At 45.8% G+C, this 18,252-nt stretch carries 16 protein-coding genes; 7 read left to right on the plus strand and 9 right to left on the minus strand.

All coding sequences use genetic code 11. From position 1 onward, the window contains the following. Positions 1-359 precede the first annotated feature (359 nt). The 6 genes from fre to trxA all read right to left on the minus strand — a co-directional run bounded on the left by fre (position 360) and on the right by trxA (position 6,192). The gene (fre, locus tag AB6D93_RS21810; protein ID WP_017059251.1) at positions 360-1,073 is read right to left on the minus strand and encodes an NAD(P)H-flavin reductase; all 714 of its coding nucleotides are present in this window, start codon (positions 1,071-1,073) and stop codon (positions 360-362) included. A gap of 20 nt (positions 1,074-1,093) precedes the next feature. Next, positions 1,094-1,363, minus strand: coding sequence for a 2Fe-2S iron-sulfur cluster-binding protein (locus AB6D93_RS21815; protein ID WP_008224727.1), 270 nt, complete (start codon positions 1,361-1,363; stop codon positions 1,094-1,096). Beyond that, positions 1,360-3,201, minus strand: a complete 1,842-nt coding sequence (gene ubiD, locus AB6D93_RS21820; RefSeq protein WP_017059250.1) for a 4-hydroxy-3-polyprenylbenzoate decarboxylase — start codon at positions 3,199-3,201, stop codon at positions 1,360-1,362. Before ubiD ends, AB6D93_RS21815 begins: the two co-directional genes overlap by 4 nt. 98 nt (positions 3,202-3,299) lie before the next feature. After that, complete coding sequence (locus AB6D93_RS21825; RefSeq protein WP_017059249.1) at positions 3,300-4,295, minus strand: hypothetical protein; 996 nt, start codon at positions 4,293-4,295, stop codon at positions 3,300-3,302. Positions 4,296-4,405: 110 nt separating this feature from the next. After that, on the minus strand, positions 4,406-5,665 hold the full coding sequence (rho, locus tag AB6D93_RS21830) for a transcription termination factor Rho (RefSeq protein ID WP_017062978.1): 1,260 nt from the start codon (positions 5,663-5,665) through the stop codon (positions 4,406-4,408). A gap of 200 nt (positions 5,666-5,865) precedes the next feature. Beyond that, positions 5,866-6,192 (minus strand): thioredoxin TrxA, encoded by a 327-nt coding sequence (gene trxA / locus AB6D93_RS21835; protein ID WP_010440700.1) that lies wholly within the window; start codon positions 6,190-6,192, stop codon positions 5,866-5,868. 111 nt (positions 6,193-6,303) lie between these two features. On the opposite strand from trxA, the gene rhlB reads away from it, so the two are divergent. Both rhlB and gppA read left to right on the plus strand, forming a co-directional pair. After that, positions 6,304-7,614, plus strand: a complete 1,311-nt coding sequence (rhlB, locus tag AB6D93_RS21840) for an ATP-dependent RNA helicase RhlB (RefSeq protein WP_017062979.1) — start codon at positions 6,304-6,306, stop codon at positions 7,612-7,614. Positions 7,615-7,620: 6 nt separating this feature from the next. Next, positions 7,621-9,114 (plus strand): guanosine-5'-triphosphate,3'-diphosphate diphosphatase, encoded by a 1,494-nt coding sequence (gene gppA / locus AB6D93_RS21845; protein WP_017059247.1) that lies wholly within the window; start codon positions 7,621-7,623, stop codon positions 9,112-9,114. A gap of 101 nt (positions 9,115-9,215) precedes the next feature. Here the strand turns inward: gppA and AB6D93_RS21850 are convergent, their stop codons facing one another. The 3 genes from AB6D93_RS21850 to recQ form a co-directional block, all read right to left on the minus strand. Then, complete coding sequence (locus AB6D93_RS21850) at positions 9,216-9,887, minus strand: 7-cyano-7-deazaguanine/7-aminomethyl-7-deazaguanine transporter (protein ID WP_017061333.1); 672 nt, start codon at positions 9,885-9,887, stop codon at positions 9,216-9,218. A 245-nt stretch (positions 9,888-10,132) separates the two neighbouring features. Next, positions 10,133-10,444, minus strand: a complete 312-nt coding sequence (locus AB6D93_RS21855; RefSeq protein ID WP_017061332.1) for a DUF3630 family protein — start codon at positions 10,442-10,444, stop codon at positions 10,133-10,135. A 49-nt stretch (positions 10,445-10,493) separates the two neighbouring features. Beyond that, positions 10,494-12,332, minus strand: coding sequence for an ATP-dependent DNA helicase RecQ (gene recQ, locus AB6D93_RS21860; protein ID WP_017062982.1), 1,839 nt, complete (start codon positions 12,330-12,332; stop codon positions 10,494-10,496). A gap of 179 nt (positions 12,333-12,511) precedes the next feature. Here recQ and rarD point away from each other — a divergent pair, with 179 nt between their 5' ends. The 5 genes from rarD to tpx all read left to right on the plus strand — a co-directional run bounded on the left by rarD (position 12,512) and on the right by tpx (position 18,194). Further along, on the plus strand, positions 12,512-13,420 hold the full coding sequence (gene rarD, locus AB6D93_RS21865) for an EamA family transporter RarD (protein ID WP_102333091.1): 909 nt from the start codon (positions 12,512-12,514) through the stop codon (positions 13,418-13,420). Between the two features lie 86 nt (positions 13,421-13,506). Then, positions 13,507-14,301, plus strand: a complete 795-nt coding sequence (locus tag AB6D93_RS21870) for an AraC family transcriptional regulator (protein WP_017077762.1) — start codon at positions 13,507-13,509, stop codon at positions 14,299-14,301. A gap of 99 nt (positions 14,302-14,400) precedes the next feature. Further along, positions 14,401-15,063, plus strand: a complete 663-nt coding sequence (locus AB6D93_RS21875) for a LysE family translocator (protein WP_004736644.1) — start codon at positions 14,401-14,403, stop codon at positions 15,061-15,063. A gap of 91 nt (positions 15,064-15,154) precedes the next feature. Then, a complete protein-coding gene (gene ggt, locus AB6D93_RS21880) occupies positions 15,155-16,912 on the plus strand; it encodes a gamma-glutamyltransferase (protein ID WP_017077760.1) in 1,758 nt (585 codons plus the stop codon). Positions 16,913-17,696: 784 nt separating this feature from the next. After that, positions 17,697-18,194 (plus strand): thiol peroxidase, encoded by a 498-nt coding sequence (gene tpx, locus AB6D93_RS21885; protein ID WP_102333090.1) that lies wholly within the window; start codon positions 17,697-17,699, stop codon positions 18,192-18,194. Positions 18,195-18,252: the final 58 nt, after the last annotated feature.

Raw genomic sequence — 18,252 nt, forward strand, 5'->3', positions numbered from 1 at the left:
ATATTCATCAACGAGTGCCCACACAGATTGATAGGTTTAAATTGTTAAAGAGCTTAACTTCTTGAGCGTTCCTTTTAAGTAAGGAGCCTCTCGAAGTGGACGGCCATTCTAGCGAATTAACATTCAGTGTCAAACACTTTTTGAAAATTAATTTTTTGTCGCTTTCCGTCTTACTGATTCTTGCTGAAGCCTTGTGGCGTCTGCCGTCTCAGTGGTGTCGCATTATAGGGAACCCTCTCAGCTTAGCAACTACTTTTTCATGAAAAATGAATAAATAGGGGTTAACTGCCTAATAGTTCACCTAAACGTAAAAAAGAGAGCATTTCTGCTCTCTTTTTGCTCAAAATCTAAGGGTATTGTTAGATAAATGCGTAAGCATCAGCGTACATATGGTCACGCTTTGCTTCTTTATTCTGAGTAAATAGGTCTCTTGCAGCGCCCGCCATTTCAAAACGACCTGCAATATAGATATCGAAATCAGCTAATGATTCGAAACTTTGCATAACAGCCTCAAGCACATTACCTGTTTGGCCATGCCAAACTTCCGGTGCTTCTTCTACTACCGGTACAAAGTGCACATTGCTATGCTTTTCTGCAATGCCAACCAACTCTTCTTTAGCATATAACTGGCACTCATCTTTTGCGCCCCAGTATAGGTAGATCTCTTTCGAGCTATTTTGCGCGATGCAGTGATCAAGAATAGAGCGCACGTAGCTGAAACCCGTGCCACCAGCAATAAGTAATAGAGGGCGATCGCTTTCTTCTTTGATCCAAGCATCTCCGTGTGGAGCATCAATCGCAATATCGCCATCTTCAGCTTGTGCCTTCTTCATCGCTTCAACCACTTCTAGTGCGTAAGCGTTGTGCTCGGCAGCACCAATGTGCAGCTCAAGCTCACCTTCGTGGCGGCAAGGGCTACTTGCGATAGAGAATGGGCGCTTATCTTTCTCGCCCATTTCAACCATCAGGTACTGGCCCGCTTTAAAAGCGACCGGTGTTTCTGGGTGAAGTAGGATTTGGTAAGTATTACAAGCCAAAGGCTCGATAGACTTCACTTTACATTTAATAGTCATGTTCTTCCTCTTACTAACCCTTAATCGGCAAAGGTTAGAACTAAATTACTTTCTGCAAATGCTTGGCAAGCAAAAATCCAGCCTTGTTGCTGCTCTTTCTCTGTGAGCATGGGTTCAAGGTGGTAACTCACTTGCCCTTCTAATTTTTTGCACATACACATTGCGCATGCGCCAACTTGGCAACGGTTTGGGAAATAGATATCGCTGTTGAGCGCAGCATCCAAGACCGTTTGCCCTTTTTCTACTGTGAAACTGATGTTTTCTGGGTATAAGACTACTTGGTAGCTCATGAAATTCCTAGCTGTTCCCAGATGCTATCAATCTTTTTCACAACATCAGGATCTTTTGTGATTGGTACACCCCACTCACGCAGGCATTCACCTTCCCACTTATTGGTCGCATCGAGACCCATTTTTGAGTGTCCAGTTTCGTTCTGCAGGAATAACGTATCTCTCGCCGGATCCATTCTTGTCGTTACAGCCCAAATGATGTCATTCCAATCACTCACATTGACATCGCCATCACACACGATAACAAACTTGTTCTCATCAAATTGAGACCAAACCGCTTCCATGATTTTCTTACCATTACCGGCAGCTTGCTTATCAATAGACACCACAACCATGCTGGCATTGTCGTTTTGCAGGTGAACATCAATAATTTCAGGATGAACCTTGGTTAACTCAGCCAAGCTACCCTCAATATGTTCACTATTTACAGGTGCTGTTTGGACATCTGGCGATAACGCTAACTCTGCGTCCCACTTCTTAGTAATATCTAGACCCATCTTAGAACCTAACCCAACCACGGGTGAGGCAAAATCCAATGAATCGATCGGCGTGTTCTCTATCATCAGGCTATCGCGTGACGGATCCATATGTTCGCACATCGCTGCGGTTACTTGAGACCAATCACGTGCATTCACATCTTCATCACACACCAATACAAATTTGGTGTACATGAATTGGCGTAAGAAAGACCATACACCCATCATCACTCGCTTAGCGTGACCTGGGTATTGCTTCTTCATGGTCACGACTGCCATTCGGTACGAACAACCTTCAGGCGGTAGATAGAAATCTTCAATCTCTGGGAACTGCTTTTGAAGAATAGGCACAAACACTTCATTTAGCGCAACACCCAATACCGCTGGCTCATCAGGTGGACGGCCAGTATAGGTGCTGTGATAGATAGGGTTCTCGCGCATGGTTACATGAGTAATAGTAAACACATGGTGCTTTTCTTTCTCGTTGTAGTAACCAGTATGATCTCCGTAAGGCCCTTCATCTGCGAATTCATTCGGGTCGATGTAACCTTCCATCACGATTTCTGCACTTGCGGGAACTTCTAAGTCGTTGCTGATTGATTTAACGACCTCAGTTTTACTACCACGTAGTAAGCCTGCAAACGCGTACTCAGATAAACTATCCGGCACTGGCGTAACCGCACCAAGAATGGTGGCAGGATCAGCACCAAACGCTACCGATACTGGGAATGGTTTCCCAGGGTTAGTTTCCATCCAATCACGCAGATCCAATGCTCCACCACGGTGGGCTAACCAACGCATGATGATTTTATTCTTGCCGATCTTCTGCTGACGATAGATACCTAAGTTTTGGCGTTTCTTGTTTGGACCACGAGTAACCGTTAAACCCCATGTTAGCAATGGCGCGACATCATCAGCCCAACAGCTCATCACAGGGATTTTATCTAGGTCGACGTCATCGCCTTGCCATACCACTTGTTGGCAAGCCGCTTTGCGAAGGCGTTTAGCTGGCATGTTTAAGACTTGCTTAAACACAGGTAGTTTATCAAGAGCGTCTTTAAAGCCTTTTGGTGGCTCAGGTTCTTTTAGGTAAGCAAGCAACTTGCCCACTTCACGCAGTTCTTTGACTTCTTGACGTCCCATACCAATAGCAACCCGATTAGGTGTACCAAATAGATTGGTCAAAACGGGCATGTCATAGCCTACTGGATTTTCAAACAAAAGAGCCGGGCCACCAGCACGTAGAGTACGGTCGCTAATTTCGGTCATTTCGTAGTCTGGATCGACTGGGTGAGAAATGCGTTTCAACTGACCAATACTTTCAAGATGGTCGATAAAATCACGTAAATCTTTAAAACTCATAGGACTTCTACATGCTGATTATTCTGCGCTCAGTATATCAAAAAGGGTGACGCTGAGGTCCCCCTTTTTAGTGTGGTTATTGAGAGGCAAAATCCACTTTACGGTAATGCTTGCTCGATCAAAGAACTCTTCACCTGAGGGTTATCATTGACGAGATCTTGCAACCATCGCGTATGACCTTGTTTGGCGAGTTCACGCGCAACTAATGGTGCTTCATCAGCAATCGCCATCCTAGAGACAAGGAACAGCTTCACCTCTTCTGATAACGGGTTAACTTTGGTAAGCAAAGTAATCGCTTCATCTTTCAAACGCGGGTTCTTAGTCGCTGCCATCACCTGTTCAAGCGCGAACGTTTGTTTGGTTTCAGCAAGGCGAACTAGCTCAGCTTGGCTATGATAATCGGCCTTCATTCGCCATAGAATTTTGTAAACCTCTGGGTCTTCGCTCACTTGCGCTAATCGAACCACCACCTCAGTAGAAGGTAACCAACTAACAATAGAAGATGCGGTGAGTTGCTTAGTTAGGTAATCAACCGCTTCAGGAGACAAACTGTCTAGCTCTCTAATGAGCAACGCTTCTCGCGTTTGAACTTGATGTTCAGATCCAGATAACCACTCTTTTAGGTCGAGTTCCTGTTTCTCTGCATCTAGCACAAATACCAATGTCTTCTGATCTTGACGCCATTGTTTAATAAGGCGATTAGCAATTGAAGGGTAATTAAAGGCAGGTACCGTAAACTCATAGCCATCGCCACGTTCTAAGACTTGATAAGTGGGCGTGATAGCAAGTTGCTGCTCGATGAAGATAGACATCTTGGGTGTGAGTACGATTTTTTGCTGTTCAAGCTTCTTCAAGAGTTGGTAACGAGCCACCTCTTGCTGGGGAAATGTCAGGCGCTCAAGCGCAAAGCGTAGCGAATTGACTTCGTCACGTACGACAAGCTCTAGTAGTTCAGCAGTTTTCAGTTTTACTTGATCATTCTCAAGCCAAGACTCTACTGTAAGTGGAGACATCTCGGTGGCATAGCTCATACCAACCGGTGAAAATAACAGTGAAGTAGACAGGAGTAATGATGACAACAGTCCATGTTGCATTTTAACGTCCTTGTAACACTTTTGCTCATTCTGCAAGCTGGCGCTACAAAATGCAAATAAAAAGCGCCACCCGAGGGCAGCGCTTATTAAATACGATCAGCTAATCAATATTACTGACGACGCATTGCGTCAAAGAACTCATCGTTCGTTTTCGTCATTGCTAGCTTGTCGATAAGGAATTCCATTGCGTCGATTTCGCCCATTGGGTGAACAATCTTACGCAGGATCCACATCTTCTGTAGTTCATCGTTCTTGGTAAGAAGCTCTTCACGACGAGTACCAGAGCGGTTGAAATCAATCGCTGGGAATACGCGTTTTTCAGCAATCTTACGGTTAAGGTGCAGTTCCATGTTACCTGTACCTTTGAATTCTTCGTAGATAACTTCATCCATCTTAGAACCAGTATCAACCAGTGCTGTTGCGATGATCGTTAAGCTACCGCCTTCTTCTACGTTACGTGCCGCACCGAAGAAACGCTTTGGACGATGTAGAGCATTCGCATCAACACCACCAGTAAGAACTTTACCTGATGAAGGAATCACAGTGTTGTAAGCACGAGCTAGACGAGTAATAGAATCCAGTAGGATAACTACATCTTTCTTGTGTTCAACAAGGCGCTTCGCTTTCTCGATAACCATTTCTGCAACTTGTACGTGGCGAGATGCTGGCTCATCGAATGTTGAAGCAACTACTTCGCCTTTAACTAGACGCTGCATTTCTGTTACTTCTTCTGGACGCTCATCGATAAGTAGAACCATTAGTTCACACTCAGGATGGTTACGTGCAATGCTTTGAGCAATGTTTTGCAGAAGCATTGTCTTACCCGCTTTAGGCGGAGCAACAATCAGACCACGCTGACCTTTACCAATTGGAGATGCAAGGTCAAGAATACGAGCCGTAATATCTTCAGTCGCACCATTACCCGCTTCCATCACCATACGTTCGTTAGCGTGAAGAGGAGTAAGGTTTTCGAAAAGAATCTTGTTACGTGCGTTGTCTGGCTTGTCGTAGTTAACCGTGTTTACTTTAAGCAGTGCAAAGTAACGCTCACCGTCTTTAGGTGGACGGATTTTACCGCCAATAGAGTCACCTGTACGTAGGTTAAAACGACGAATTTGGCTTGGTGATACGTAGATATCATCTGGGCCAGCCAGGTATGAACTGTCGGCGCTACGTAGGAAACCAAAACCGTCTTGAAGAATTTCTAGAACACCATCACCAAAGATGTCTTCACCACTTTTTGCATGCGCTTTAAGGATGGAGAAGATAATGTCTTGTTTTCTTAGGCGAGCTTGATTTTCAAGACCTAAGCTTTCGCTAAGTTTAACAAGCTCAGACACAGGTCTGTTCTTCAGTTCAGTAAGATTCATAGTGGTGGAAGTTTGTTTAGTCAAAATAGGATCTGTTTTCTTAAGTTAAGAAGGATTTGGTCACAGGATCGACCAAGAAGAGAAATTCGTTCAATTAACGTGCGATAAATTAGCACTAAAACTAAGACTAGTCCATAGCTTAGAAAAAACAAAACCGCGCATTTGTTAACTGCACGGTTTCTTTTCAAATGCTGACCTGATTAAAGGTTAGCGTCTAAGAACTCTTTAAGTTGAGTTTTAGATAATGCACCAACTTTAGTCGCTGCTACGCCGCCATCTTTGAAAAGAAGTAGCGTTGGAATACCGCGAATACCAAACTTTGGTGGAGTACCAGCATTTTGGTCGATATTTAATTTACCGATTGTGAGCTTGCCTTCGTACTCGTCTGCGATTTCATCAAGAATCGGCGCAATCATTTTACATGGACCACACCATTCTGCCCAAAAATCAACAAGAACAGGGCCTGCAGCATTGATTACATCGTTATCAAAACCGTCATCAGTTAGCTGCAAAATCTTATCACTCATCTTCCACTCCAATGTATTTTTTAGAACTGGTTGGATGATAACCAGTAAATAGATGCCCTATTGGAATGTATTTACTTTCGTATTGCAAGCTTAAGCTGATATTCTATAGCAATGAAAAAGACGCATATCACAGAGCAAAAGTTCGCCGACTTGGATTTACTTCCGCAAGTCATTGAAGGATTGGAGAAAAAAGGGTTCGATTATTGTACCCCTATCCAAGCCTTGGCGCTCCCGGTACTGCTCACCGGCCAAGACATTGCAGGCCAGGCCCAAACGGGTACTGGTAAAACGCTTGCGTTTCTTACTGCTACTTTTAACCACCTGCTAAAAACATCTGAGCATGAAGGGCGTAAGCCTAACCAGCCACGTGCGATTATTATGGCACCAACGCGTGAACTCGCGATTCAGATCTACAACGATGCTGACTCTCTGGTTGAAAGCACAGGTATCAAGGCAGCACTTGCTTACGGTGGCGAAAGCTACGACAAGCAACTAGGTAAAATCGAAGAAGGCGCAGATATCTTAATTGGTACGACTGGCCGCATCATCGATTTCTACAAGCAGAAGGTATTTAACCTTAACCACATTCAAGCTGTTGTTCTTGACGAAGCTGATCGCATGTTCGATCTTGGTTTCATCAAAGACATCCGCTTCTTGTTCCGCCGTATGCCTGAGCCAAAAGATCGCCTGAACATGCTGTTCTCTGCGACATTGTCTTACCGCGTACAAGAGCTAGCGTTCGAACACATGCACAACCCAGAGCATGTTGTTGTTGAGCCAGAGCGTAAAACAGGTCACCGCATTCAGGAAGAGCTGTTCTACCCATCAAACGAACACAAAATGGCACTGCTGCAGACTCTAGTTGAAGAAGAGTGGCCAGAGCGCGCTATCATCTTCGCTAACACTAAGCACAAATGTGAGTCTGTTTGGGGTCACCTAGCTGCAGATGGTCACCGTGTTGGCCTGCTAACTGGCGATGTTCCTCAGAAGAAACGTGAAAAGATTCTTGAGCAATTCACTAAAGGTGATGTTGACCTGCTTGTCGCAACCGACGTTGCAGCACGTGGTCTACACATTCCTCAAGTAACACACGTATTCAACTTCGACCTACCTGATGACTGTGAAGATTACGTTCACCGTATCGGCCGTACAGGTCGTGCTGGTGCAAGTGGTCACTCGATCAGCTTTGCTTGTGAAGATTACGCAATCAACTTGCCACCAATCGAAGAATACATTGAGCACGCGATCCCTGTGTCTGACTACGATGCTTCTGCACTGCTAGAAGATCTACCAGCACCATTGCGCTTACGTACACGTAACCCGCAACAACGCCGCTCAAACAACAATGGCCCACGCAACGGGAACCGTAAACCAAACCAGAACCGTCGCCCACGCCAACCGCGTCATAACAAGGAAGCTTAGTCACTTATGAGTCAAACAGTGTCACCCCCGCTTTACGCTGCAATCGACCTCGGGTCGAACAGTTTTCATATGCTCGTTGTGCGTCATATCGATGGCAGCGTACAAACCATGGCTAAAATTAAGCGCAAAGTGCGTTTAGCTGCAGGCTTAGATGAAAATAATGCGCTTAGTACAGAAGCCATGCAGCGCGGTTGGGACTGTTTGAGTCTCTTTGCAGAGCGACTTCAAGATATTCCGAAAGAAAATATCCGCATTGTCGGTACAGCGACCCTACGTACTGCTATCAATGTGGATATATTTCTAGAGAAAGCGAACCAGATCCTTGGTTACGACATCAATGTTATCTCCGGAGAAGAAGAAGCTGCGACTATCTATAAAGGCGTAGCACACACTTCTGGTGGCAGCGGCCGCCGACTGGTTGTTGATATTGGTGGCGCAAGCACCGAGATGATCATTGGTGAAGGCTTCTCAGCGAAAGCACTAACCAGCCTAAAGATGGGCTGTGTTACTTGGCTTGAGCGCCACTTTAAAAACCGCCAATTAACCGCTACCAACTTTAACAACGCCATTGAAGCGGCGAAGTCGACGTTGGCTCCTATCCTAGATAGCTACACTGATATCGGATGGGATGTGTGTGTGGGCGCCAGCGGTACCGTTCAAGCACTGCAAGAGATCATGTTGGCGCAAGGCATGGATGAAGTGATTACTCATGCCAAACTTAAGCGTCTACAGAAACAAGCGATGATTACTGAGCGCTTGGAAGAGCTAGAAATCGAAGGACTTACCCTTGAACGCGCATTAGTGTTCCCGAGTGGCCTTTCCATTCTTATTGCTATTTTTGAGTTGCTTGAAATAGATTCAATGACACTCGCAGGCGGCGCACTCCGTGAAGGCCTAGCCTACGAGATGGTTGATGAGCTTCGCCAAGAAGATATCCGAGCGCGTACCATTAAGAGTGTTCAATCACGCTACCAAATGGACGTAAGCTACGGTGAACAAGTTGCTGTAGTCGCACAAACGCTGCTAGACCAAGCGGGCGCCGAAGCGTGGGTTTCAGAACCTCAAGCTGGTGTGCTATTGCAAACGGCAGCTAAGCTTCACGAGATTGGTTTAACCATCGATTTCAAAAAAGGCGGTGAGCACAGCGCTTATCTGCTGCAAAACTTAGACCTACCTGGCTTTACTCGAGCGCAAAAGCACTACTTGGGTGAGTTAACTCGTCGCTACCGTGAACAGTTAACCTCATTACCAGAGCAACACGCTATCTCAGGCACCAGCAGCAAGCGTATTTTACGTATTCTGCGTTTGGCTATTTTGTTAACTCACCGTCGTAACCCAGCGCTAGAGCCTGAGTTCAAACTGACGACGAATGACAACAATCTAACCCTAACGCTTTCTAAGCAATGGTTAGCTGACAATCCGCTGACCGCTGCAGAGCTAGAGCTCGAGTCGAATAGACAAACCGATATTGGCTGGCCATTGAATATTAAATGCCTCTGATATTAGTATCTGACGCTAGAAATTAAAAAAGCCCAAGTTAGTAGACTAACTTGAGCTTTTTCTTATCGCTGCATTAATGCTTTGTGTTACAAATCTCAAACTTAAGCGTTCACGCCTGTCGCTTTAAAGTCAGGGTTCACTGCGGTTAGCTTTCTAACAATGTAGTTAAGAAGCACACCGTACATAGGCACGAACAAGCCTAGGCTGATGATAAGTTTGAATCCGTAATCGACTAAGGCAATCTCAGTCCAATGCTCGGCCATGAATGGATCTGGGCTTTGGTAGAAAGCAATCGCAAAGAAAGCGATGGTATCAATAGCATTACCGAATAACGTTGAACACGTTGGGGCAACCCACCACTGTTTAAGCTGACGTAGGCGGTTGAAAACATGCACATCCAAGATCTGACCCAGTAAATAAGCCATGAAGCTCGCCGCGGCGATACGTGCAACAAACAAGTTGAACTCACCTAGTTGGCTAAAGCCTTGGAATGAACCTTCAAAGAACACCACTGACAAGAAATAAGAAACGGCCAGCGCTGGTAGCATCACTAAGAAAATGATTTTACGGGCAAGCTGCGCGCCAAAAATGCGTACGGTCAGATCGGTCGCTAGGAAGATAAACGGGAAAGTGAAAGCACCCCAAGTGGTGTGCATACCGAAGACGGTAAAAGGTAGCTGAACCAGATAGTTGCTTGACGCAATAATCACCAAATGGAACAAAACTAATAGTGCTAAGGCTTTGCGCTGTTGCGCAGGGGTAAAGTTACTCATGCTGTACCTTTTTAGTTTGGTTTGGGGGTGAGGGAACCCAAATCGAGTCATTTCTTCGAATAATCCAAGAAAGCTCTTACCAATAACGTGAATTAAAAAATGTATCTAAAAATTGCTCTGCTGAGCGGCGGGCGATTATACATTAATCAATATTGGCTGCAACGGTGAGAACAAACGCAAACGTTTATTCTCACTTTTATTGGTGAATAGCGCTAGAAGCTGTGTTTTAGAAGAGATGCCAAAAGTTAAAAACCGCGCTTGAAAAGCGTCGCGAGATAATCAAACTCTTCTCGGCTTTCTTCAGCATTTAACGACTCAAACCAAATTGATTCACTGTAATGCTCAGACTTTAAGAACATTCGACAATCTTCAAAATCAATCAACCAAGAATGCATATCGGCGTCCCATTGCTTTTCAACAACAGACGCTGACAGCAACGCCACCAGCTTTTCACCTAGCACTTCGTAAGAATCAAAATCAAAACTTGGAGACGTAATCAATAAACGCCCTTCCTCAGCTAAATACTCTCTTAAGCCAAATTCTGTTTGTGTTGTCATGTCCCTATCAACCTTATTCTTTTTCTATTAGTTAGACGTTTCTTGCAAACTAACCGTGTGTGGTGATGTGTTCTTGAATCAAATCTAAGAATGGGTCTGCGTACTTATCGAGTTTACGTTGACCGACACCGTTGACTGCCAGCATTTCTCCGTATGAAGTAGGTAGTATTTCAGCCATATCAATCAAGGTCGCGTCGCTGAATACCACATATGGTGGCAAGCCATCTTCATCAGCAATCGACTTACGCAGCTTACGCAGTTTCGCAAACAGCTTCTTATCGTAATTCTTGCTGCTTAACTTATCGGACTTAGCATTACGCACCGCTGTATCTAAACGAGGAACAGCCAATTCCAAAGACATCTCACCGCGCAGCAGCGGGCGGGCTTCTTCTGTTAGCTGTAATGTCGAGTTACGAGTGATGTTCTGGAACAGCAAGCCTTTGTGGATTAACTGACGGAAGATACTGATCCAGTAATCGTGGCTATGGTCGCGGCCAATACCGTAGGTAGACAGCTTATCGTGACCATTATCGCGGACACGAATATTCTGCATACCACGCATCACTTCGACTACGTAGCCCATACCAAACGACTGATTGACACGGTACACACAAGACAACGCCTTCTGCGCTTCTTTAGTCGCATCAAAATGCTTAGGTGGATCGAGGCAGATATCGCAGTTGCCACATTGCTTCTCGCGATATTCGCCAAAATAGTTAAGCAGAACCTGACGACGACACGTTTGCGCTTCAGCAAAGGCACTCATCGCATTCAGCTTGTGCATCTCAACTTGTTTCTGTGGGCCTTCTTCTTTCTCATCCAGCATACGACGCAGCCAACCCATATCAGCCGGGTCAAACAACATCATCGCTTCAGCAGGCAAACCATCACGACCTGCACGGCCTGTCTCTTGATAGTAAGACTCGATATTACGTGGGATATCAAAGTGCACCACGAAACGTACGTTGGGTTTGTTGATGCCCATACCGAAAGCCACAGTCGCGACCACGATCTGAATATCATCGCGTTGGAAGGCTTCTTGAACGTAAGCACGCTCATCGGTGTCCATACCAGCGTGATAACCCGCGGCGCGAATACCGTTATTGCACAGCTTCTCGGTCACCATCTCCACTTTCTTACGGCTACCACAGTAGATGATGCCGCAATTGCCCTTTTGTGTTTCTAGGTAGCGAACCACCTGTGACACGGGTTTGTGCTTCTCAACCAAGTTGTAGCGAATATTAGGGCGATCAAAGCTGCCTAAGTAAGTATGCGGGTCCAGGAGCTGTAGGCGCGAGATAATATCTTTACGCGTCGCATCATCAGCGGTTGCTGTGAGCGCCATGTAAGGCACATGCGGAAAGTACTGTTTAAGCTGGCCTAATGATGCGTATTCAGGGCGGAAGTCGTGACCCCATTGAGAGATACAGTGCGCTTCATCGACTGCAATCATTGAAAGCGGTAAACCCTGAAGACGCTCGATAAAGTCACGCATCAACACGCGCTCTGGCGACACATACACCATTTTCAGCTGACCTGAGTTCATGCGATTGAACACATTCAGCAATTGGTCACGTGGCATTGAAGAGTTAATACACTCAGCAGCAACACCATTGGCCTTCAGTTGATCGACTTGGTCTTTCATCAACGAGATCAGCGGCGAGATAACCAGAGTCAGCCCTTCACGAACCAAAGCAGGGATTTGGTAACACAGAGATTTACCACCACCGGTTGGCATAATCACCAAGCTGTCTTTGCCTTCAACGGCCAAATCAATGACCTCTTGCTGACCATCGCGAAAGCTTTGATAGCCAAACACATCTTGTAAGATGGTTTGCGCATCATTCGCGGGAGTTGGTATTTGCTCAGCAATCAGAGTGGCGGTCATTGTGGTTCCTAATCGAGGTATGAAATCAGCAAGCATCTTCGGCAAGCAAGTCGCACATTGTAGAGGGGAACGCTGGCGAATTAAACCGCAAATTGTTAGGTGAAAAGGGTTATCGCTCCTATACTGACCAACTCTCTTATAAATCTTATTAATAAGCACTCAGTGCTAGAGAAAGATGCATGACACAGGAAGAACAACAACGTACGCGCCAAGGAGTTTTGCTTGCCGTCGGCGCCTACACCATGTGGGGGATCGCCCCTATATATTTCAAATCTTTAAGTGACGTTTCCCCGTTAGAGATCCTTAGCCACCGTGTAGTATGGTCCTTTTTCCTACTCGCTTTCTTACTGCACATTGGCCGCAGCTGGCGTAAAGTCCGCGACACCCTGACCTCGAAACCAAAAATACTCTATTTAGTGGTGACGTCTATTTTGGTGGGCGCTAACTGGCTTATTTTTATTTGGGCGGTGAATTCCAATCACATGCTTGATGCCAGCTTGGGGTATTACATCAACCCACTGATTAACGTGTTGCTCGGGATGCTCTTCCTCGGCGAACGCTTACGTAAGCTGCAATGGTTTGCAGTGGCTCTTGCTGCGATTGGCGTATTAATCCAATTAATTGCCTTCGGTTCAGTGCCGATCGTCGCCATTGCCCTAGCCTTTAGCTTCGGTTTTTATGGCTTACTGCGTAAAAAGGTGAGCTTAGAAGCGCAAACAGGTTTGTTCATTGAGACTCTGGTTATGTTACCTCTCGCAGCAACCTACCTACTATTTATTGCTGATAGCCCAACCTCGGACTTCTCAATGAACCCGATGCAACTCAATTTGTTACTAGTTGCTGCTGGTGTTATTACCACCATTCCACTGCTGTGCTTTACTGGCGCTGCAACACGCTTGAAGCTATCGACCCTCGGCTTCTTCCAGTACATTGGACCAAGCTTAATGTTCTTGTTAGCGGTGCTGATTTATGGCGAAGCGTTTACTAGTGACAAAGCGATTACCTTCGCCTTTATTTGGGGAGCGTTGGTGATCTTCAGCTTTGACGGTCTGCGTAACAACAGAAAGAACAAACGCGCTAAGCAGTAACACTGATCGTTTTTTACAAGACAATCCCTTAATACGAAGATAAGCTTGGTTGAATTGATGACTATTTGACCAAGCTTTTTTGTACCATGGATAAAGTCCACTATTACTCTACCCCAACAGAAGATATCAGCCTGATCCAAGCTCAATACCAAGAGTTTGCTTTCCAGCGCCACTATCATTTGGACTTTCACATTGGTTTAATTACCCAAGGACAACAGAAATTCGTCTATAAAGGGACGAGCCATAATGTTGGTGCTGGCCAAGTTGTTATCATGCCACCCGATGAGCTGCATGATGGGCACTCCAAACTCGATTCGGGTTATCAAGTCAGTGTGTTTGCCGTATCTCCCCAATGGTTTCAAGATCTTGCCGATCCCAAGAAGAATGGTCACACATTAGGCTTTTCTGAGTTGATCCTCTCCGATCAAGCTGCATTTTCACAATTACGCAACTTACACGGCCTATTAATCCATCAAAACATCAGCCAGCTCGCTCAAGATTGCTTACCTTTCGAAGGGTTCTCGACGATTGTCGATCGTTATGCGAAATTTGGATCGAAGAGTGACATCAAACTGGGTAATCAATCGATTGATACGCTAAAAGACTACTTGATGGCGAACTTGGATCAACCAGTGCGATTAGAACAATTGTCTGAGTTGTGTGGTTTAACCACGACTCAATTCCAACGCCATTTTAAAAACAGAATGGGCATTACGCCTTATGCATGGCTGAGCCGTTTACGTATGGAACAGAGCATGCGTCTGATTAAGTCTGGGATATGTGGTACCAAGGTCGCGCACCAAGTAGGCTTCTATGACCAAGCACACTTCTCTAAGGCTTTCAAAACCACGTTCGGTGTACCACCCTCACAAATCAACTAAGTGTTGATAATTTACAATTGCTCGATTTCAAATCACGGTAAGCTACGCTCAATACGATTACTTATTTAAAAATAGCGGCAACGTTATTGAGAACTGACGATGAACGAAGTCACCATACTGATCACCCTAGCCTCTATCCACTTCATCGCTTTGATGAGCCCCGGCCCTGATTTTGCGTTAGTCGTGCAAAATGCGACGCGTCACGGACGCCAGACAGGCTTGTACATTGCGCTTGGTTTATCTTGCGGGATCTTGCTGCACTCATTGCTGAGCCTGACGGGAATCAGTTACCTAGTCCACCAACAACCCACATTATTTGCCATTATCCAACTAGCCGGCGGTAGCTACTTGCTGTACTTAGGCTACGGTGCACTTAAAGCAACCTGGCAAATCATTCAGAACCACGATGATGATGCCGATACCGTCAATTCCAACGATCTGATTCTGACCAATAAGCGTCAGGCATTTTCGAAAGGGTTTGCGACCAATATTCTTAACCCAAAGGCTTTGGTGTTCTTTATCAGCTTGATGTCGAGCCTAGTGCCTGCCGACATGTCTCTGTCAGGTAAAGGCTTTGCGCTTATCATCCTATTTGGTCTGTCTCTGTTTTGGTTCTCACTACTGGCTTGGATGCTTTCGACTAAAGCATTGCAAAAGAAACTCAGCGAAGCAACGGTATACATCGATGGCTTATGTGGCGTGGTATTCAGCCTTATTGGCGTGAGTATTCTTTGGCAGTCGCTGTCCGGTTTAATCGCTTAAATTCGAATCAAGATTACAATTCGTTAACAACACTCTGGCTATCTCATCTTTCCACTGCCAATCTAGCTCTGCATATTAAAAGGAGAAGATCATGCAGTGGAAAACAAAACTAACAACCCTCGCCACTTCTACCCTACTTTTTGCCTCTCACGTCAGTTGGGCAAATCAAGCTGCCGATTCCGTCGCACCCGAACAAAGTAGTGGTTTAGAAACCAAACAGCTCGTTAAAGCCAACGATTGGATGGTCACCGCGGCCAACCCTCTTGCCACACAAGCCGGTGCTGATGTACTTGCTCGTGGTGGTAACGCGATAGACGCCATGGTTGCTGTGCAACTTATGCTTGGCTTAGTAGAACCTCAGTCTTCAGGTATTGGTGGCGGCGCGTTCCTTGTTTATTTTGATGGCAAGGACAAGCAACTCAAAACCTACGATGGCCGTGAAACTGCACCACTTGATGCCACACCACGTCTATTCCAAGACGAAAACGGCCAACCGCTTAAATTCTATGATGCCGTGGTTGGCGGTCGTTCTGTTGGCACGCCAGGCACGGTGCAATTACTGTGGGACACTCACCAGAAGTACGGCAAGCTCGAATGGGCATCACTGATTAAGCCTATTGCTCAGCTGGCTGAAGAAGGTTTTACTATTAGTCCACGTTTAGCCACCTTGATTGAAAATGACCAACAGCGACTAAGCCGCTTTGCCACTACCAAAGCCTACTTCTTCAATGCCGATGGCAGCCCGAAAACAGCTGGCACGCAACTAAAGAACCCAGAGTACGCGGCAACGTTAAACGCTATTTCTAAGAACGGTGCTAAGGCCTTTTACCAAGGTGAGATTTCTACCGACATCATCAATACCGTGCAAACAGCGAAAGGTAACCCGGGCGTATTAGCACAGAAAGACTTCGACGCTTATTCGATTAAGCAGCGCGAGCCGGTTTGTTCTGCTTATGAAAGCTACCAAGTGTGCGGAATGGGTCCACCAAGTTCAGGTGCATTAACAGTTGGGCAGATCTTAGCGATGACCGAGCAGTTTGATCTTAAATCATGGGGACCAAACGACGCGAAATCTTGGCAAGTGTTAGCAGACGCTTCTCGCCTAGCCTTTGCAGACCGTGGTATGTACATGGCGGATCAAGATTATGTGCCAATGCCTACCCAAGGGTTAGTGAATACTGACTATTTGCAGGAACGTGCTCAGTTAATTACCGCAGGTAAGGCATTGGCAAGCGCATCTTCAGGCACACCGCCGTGGGATCACGCGATGCAGAGAAGCCAAGATGTTTCTATTGAATTGCCGTCCACCAGCCACTTCAATATTGTCGATAGCGATGGCAATGTCGTTTCGATGACCACCACCATTGAGAATGCCTTTGGCTCACGCTTGATGGTTAGAGGTTTCCTACTCAACAACGAACTGACGGATTTCTCATTCAAGACCCATAACGATGGTAAGCCTATCGCCAACCGACTTGAACCGGGTAAGCGTCCGCGCTCTTCAATGGCACCGACCATCATCATGCAAGGCGATAAACCTTACATGGCGATTGGCTCTCCCGGTGGCAGCCGTATCATAGGTTATGTAGCACAAGCGATCATTGCGCATACCCAATGGGACATGGATATTCAGCAAGCCATCAACCAACCGCACTTCCTAAACCGCTTCGGTACTTTAGATTTGGAAAAAGGAACATCGGCGGAAAACTTCAAACCTGAGCTAGAAAAGATGGGATTTGAGGTCAACGTTCGCGATCTTAACTCTGGTTTACACGCGATTCGCATCACAAAAGATGGTTTAGAAGGTGCTGCAGACCCTCGTCGTGAAGGTGCAGCCATTGGTCAGTAGGGAATAATCCTCCCTTTTTACTCGCTGCCTTGTGCGAGATCTCTCACAAGGCAGTGAGTAAATATCGATATTTGATGACGAAATTAGTCACCTAGATACCGTAACCAATTGAAATAAAACGATACGTATATTTATCATTCAAATAATTATATAGAAATTCGCTTATGCACCATTGCTGATAAATAAGGAATCGGTAATATGAATGGTGTCGGAAGGATGCTGACACGGAACAGGAAACGCCAAGGACTTGGTTATCTTCAGGATGAAGATTCGATTACTCAGGATGAATAATCGGCATGGATAGCGAAATGGACATTGAATGGACGCAATAGTAACTAGGATGGTTGCTACTAAGGAAAGACAATGGACACCTCTGGACGAGGAAAGGACTGAACATCAGGATGATGTAAAGGACACCGCTCAAGGAACAAGTGACGCGCGCTAACGAGGATTGTTGGCAGATCAGGATAAGATCAAGGACACCGCTAGGAAGGCGACGAAAGGAATACGCTGAAGGATAACAGCACACTATCATGGATTTGATGCATGGAGCACACTTAGTAGCCGGATTGCTGCGAGTAAGACTATAGACCCCGATGAGCGCAAGCTCTCGGGGTTTTTCTTTATCTGTCGTTTCACTTATTCCTCTCTCAAACAAATAAATCAAAGACCTTTAATTACAATTCTGACATTTAAAGCATTCACTTCTTAACCACTTCCGAGTAACGTAAGTCTTACTAGGCTCAACTAGTTTCATAACCATAATTAAACTAAGGACAAATTCATGTCACACGTTACCTTCAAAGGCGCTGCTGTACCACTAACAGGCACATTCCCACAAACTGGCGAACAAGCACCAAGCTTTGCACTGACTGCAGGCGACCTCTCTGAACTGACTCTTGCTTCTCTTGAAGGCAAGAAAGTGGTTCTAAACATCTTCCCAAGTATCGACACAGCAACTTGTGCAACGAGCGTACGTACGTTCAACGCAAAAGCAGCAGAGCTTGCGAACACGGTTGTTGTTTGTATTTCTGCTGACCTACCGTTTGCTGCGGGCCGCTTCTGTGAACTAGAAGGCATTGAAGGCGTTCAACACGCTTCAACTTTCCGTTCTCCTGCATTCGCATCAGACTACGGCGTAGCGATCGCTGAAGGCCCACTATCAGGCCTAACAACACGTGCCGTTGTCGTTGTTGATGAAAAAGGTGTGGTGACACACAGCGAGTTGGTTGCAGAGATCACTGAAGAGCCAAACTACGAAGCGGCACTTGCAGCACTGTAAGTCTCACTTTGAGGCAACAATGTCTTCAGCTCGTATTAACCTAATTTAGGTCGGTATC

This window comes from Vibrio sp. 10N.247.310.23 (genome assembly GCF_041467155.1).
In the GTDB taxonomy this organism is placed as follows: domain Bacteria; phylum Pseudomonadota; class Gammaproteobacteria; order Enterobacterales; family Vibrionaceae; genus Vibrio; species Vibrio crassostreae_C.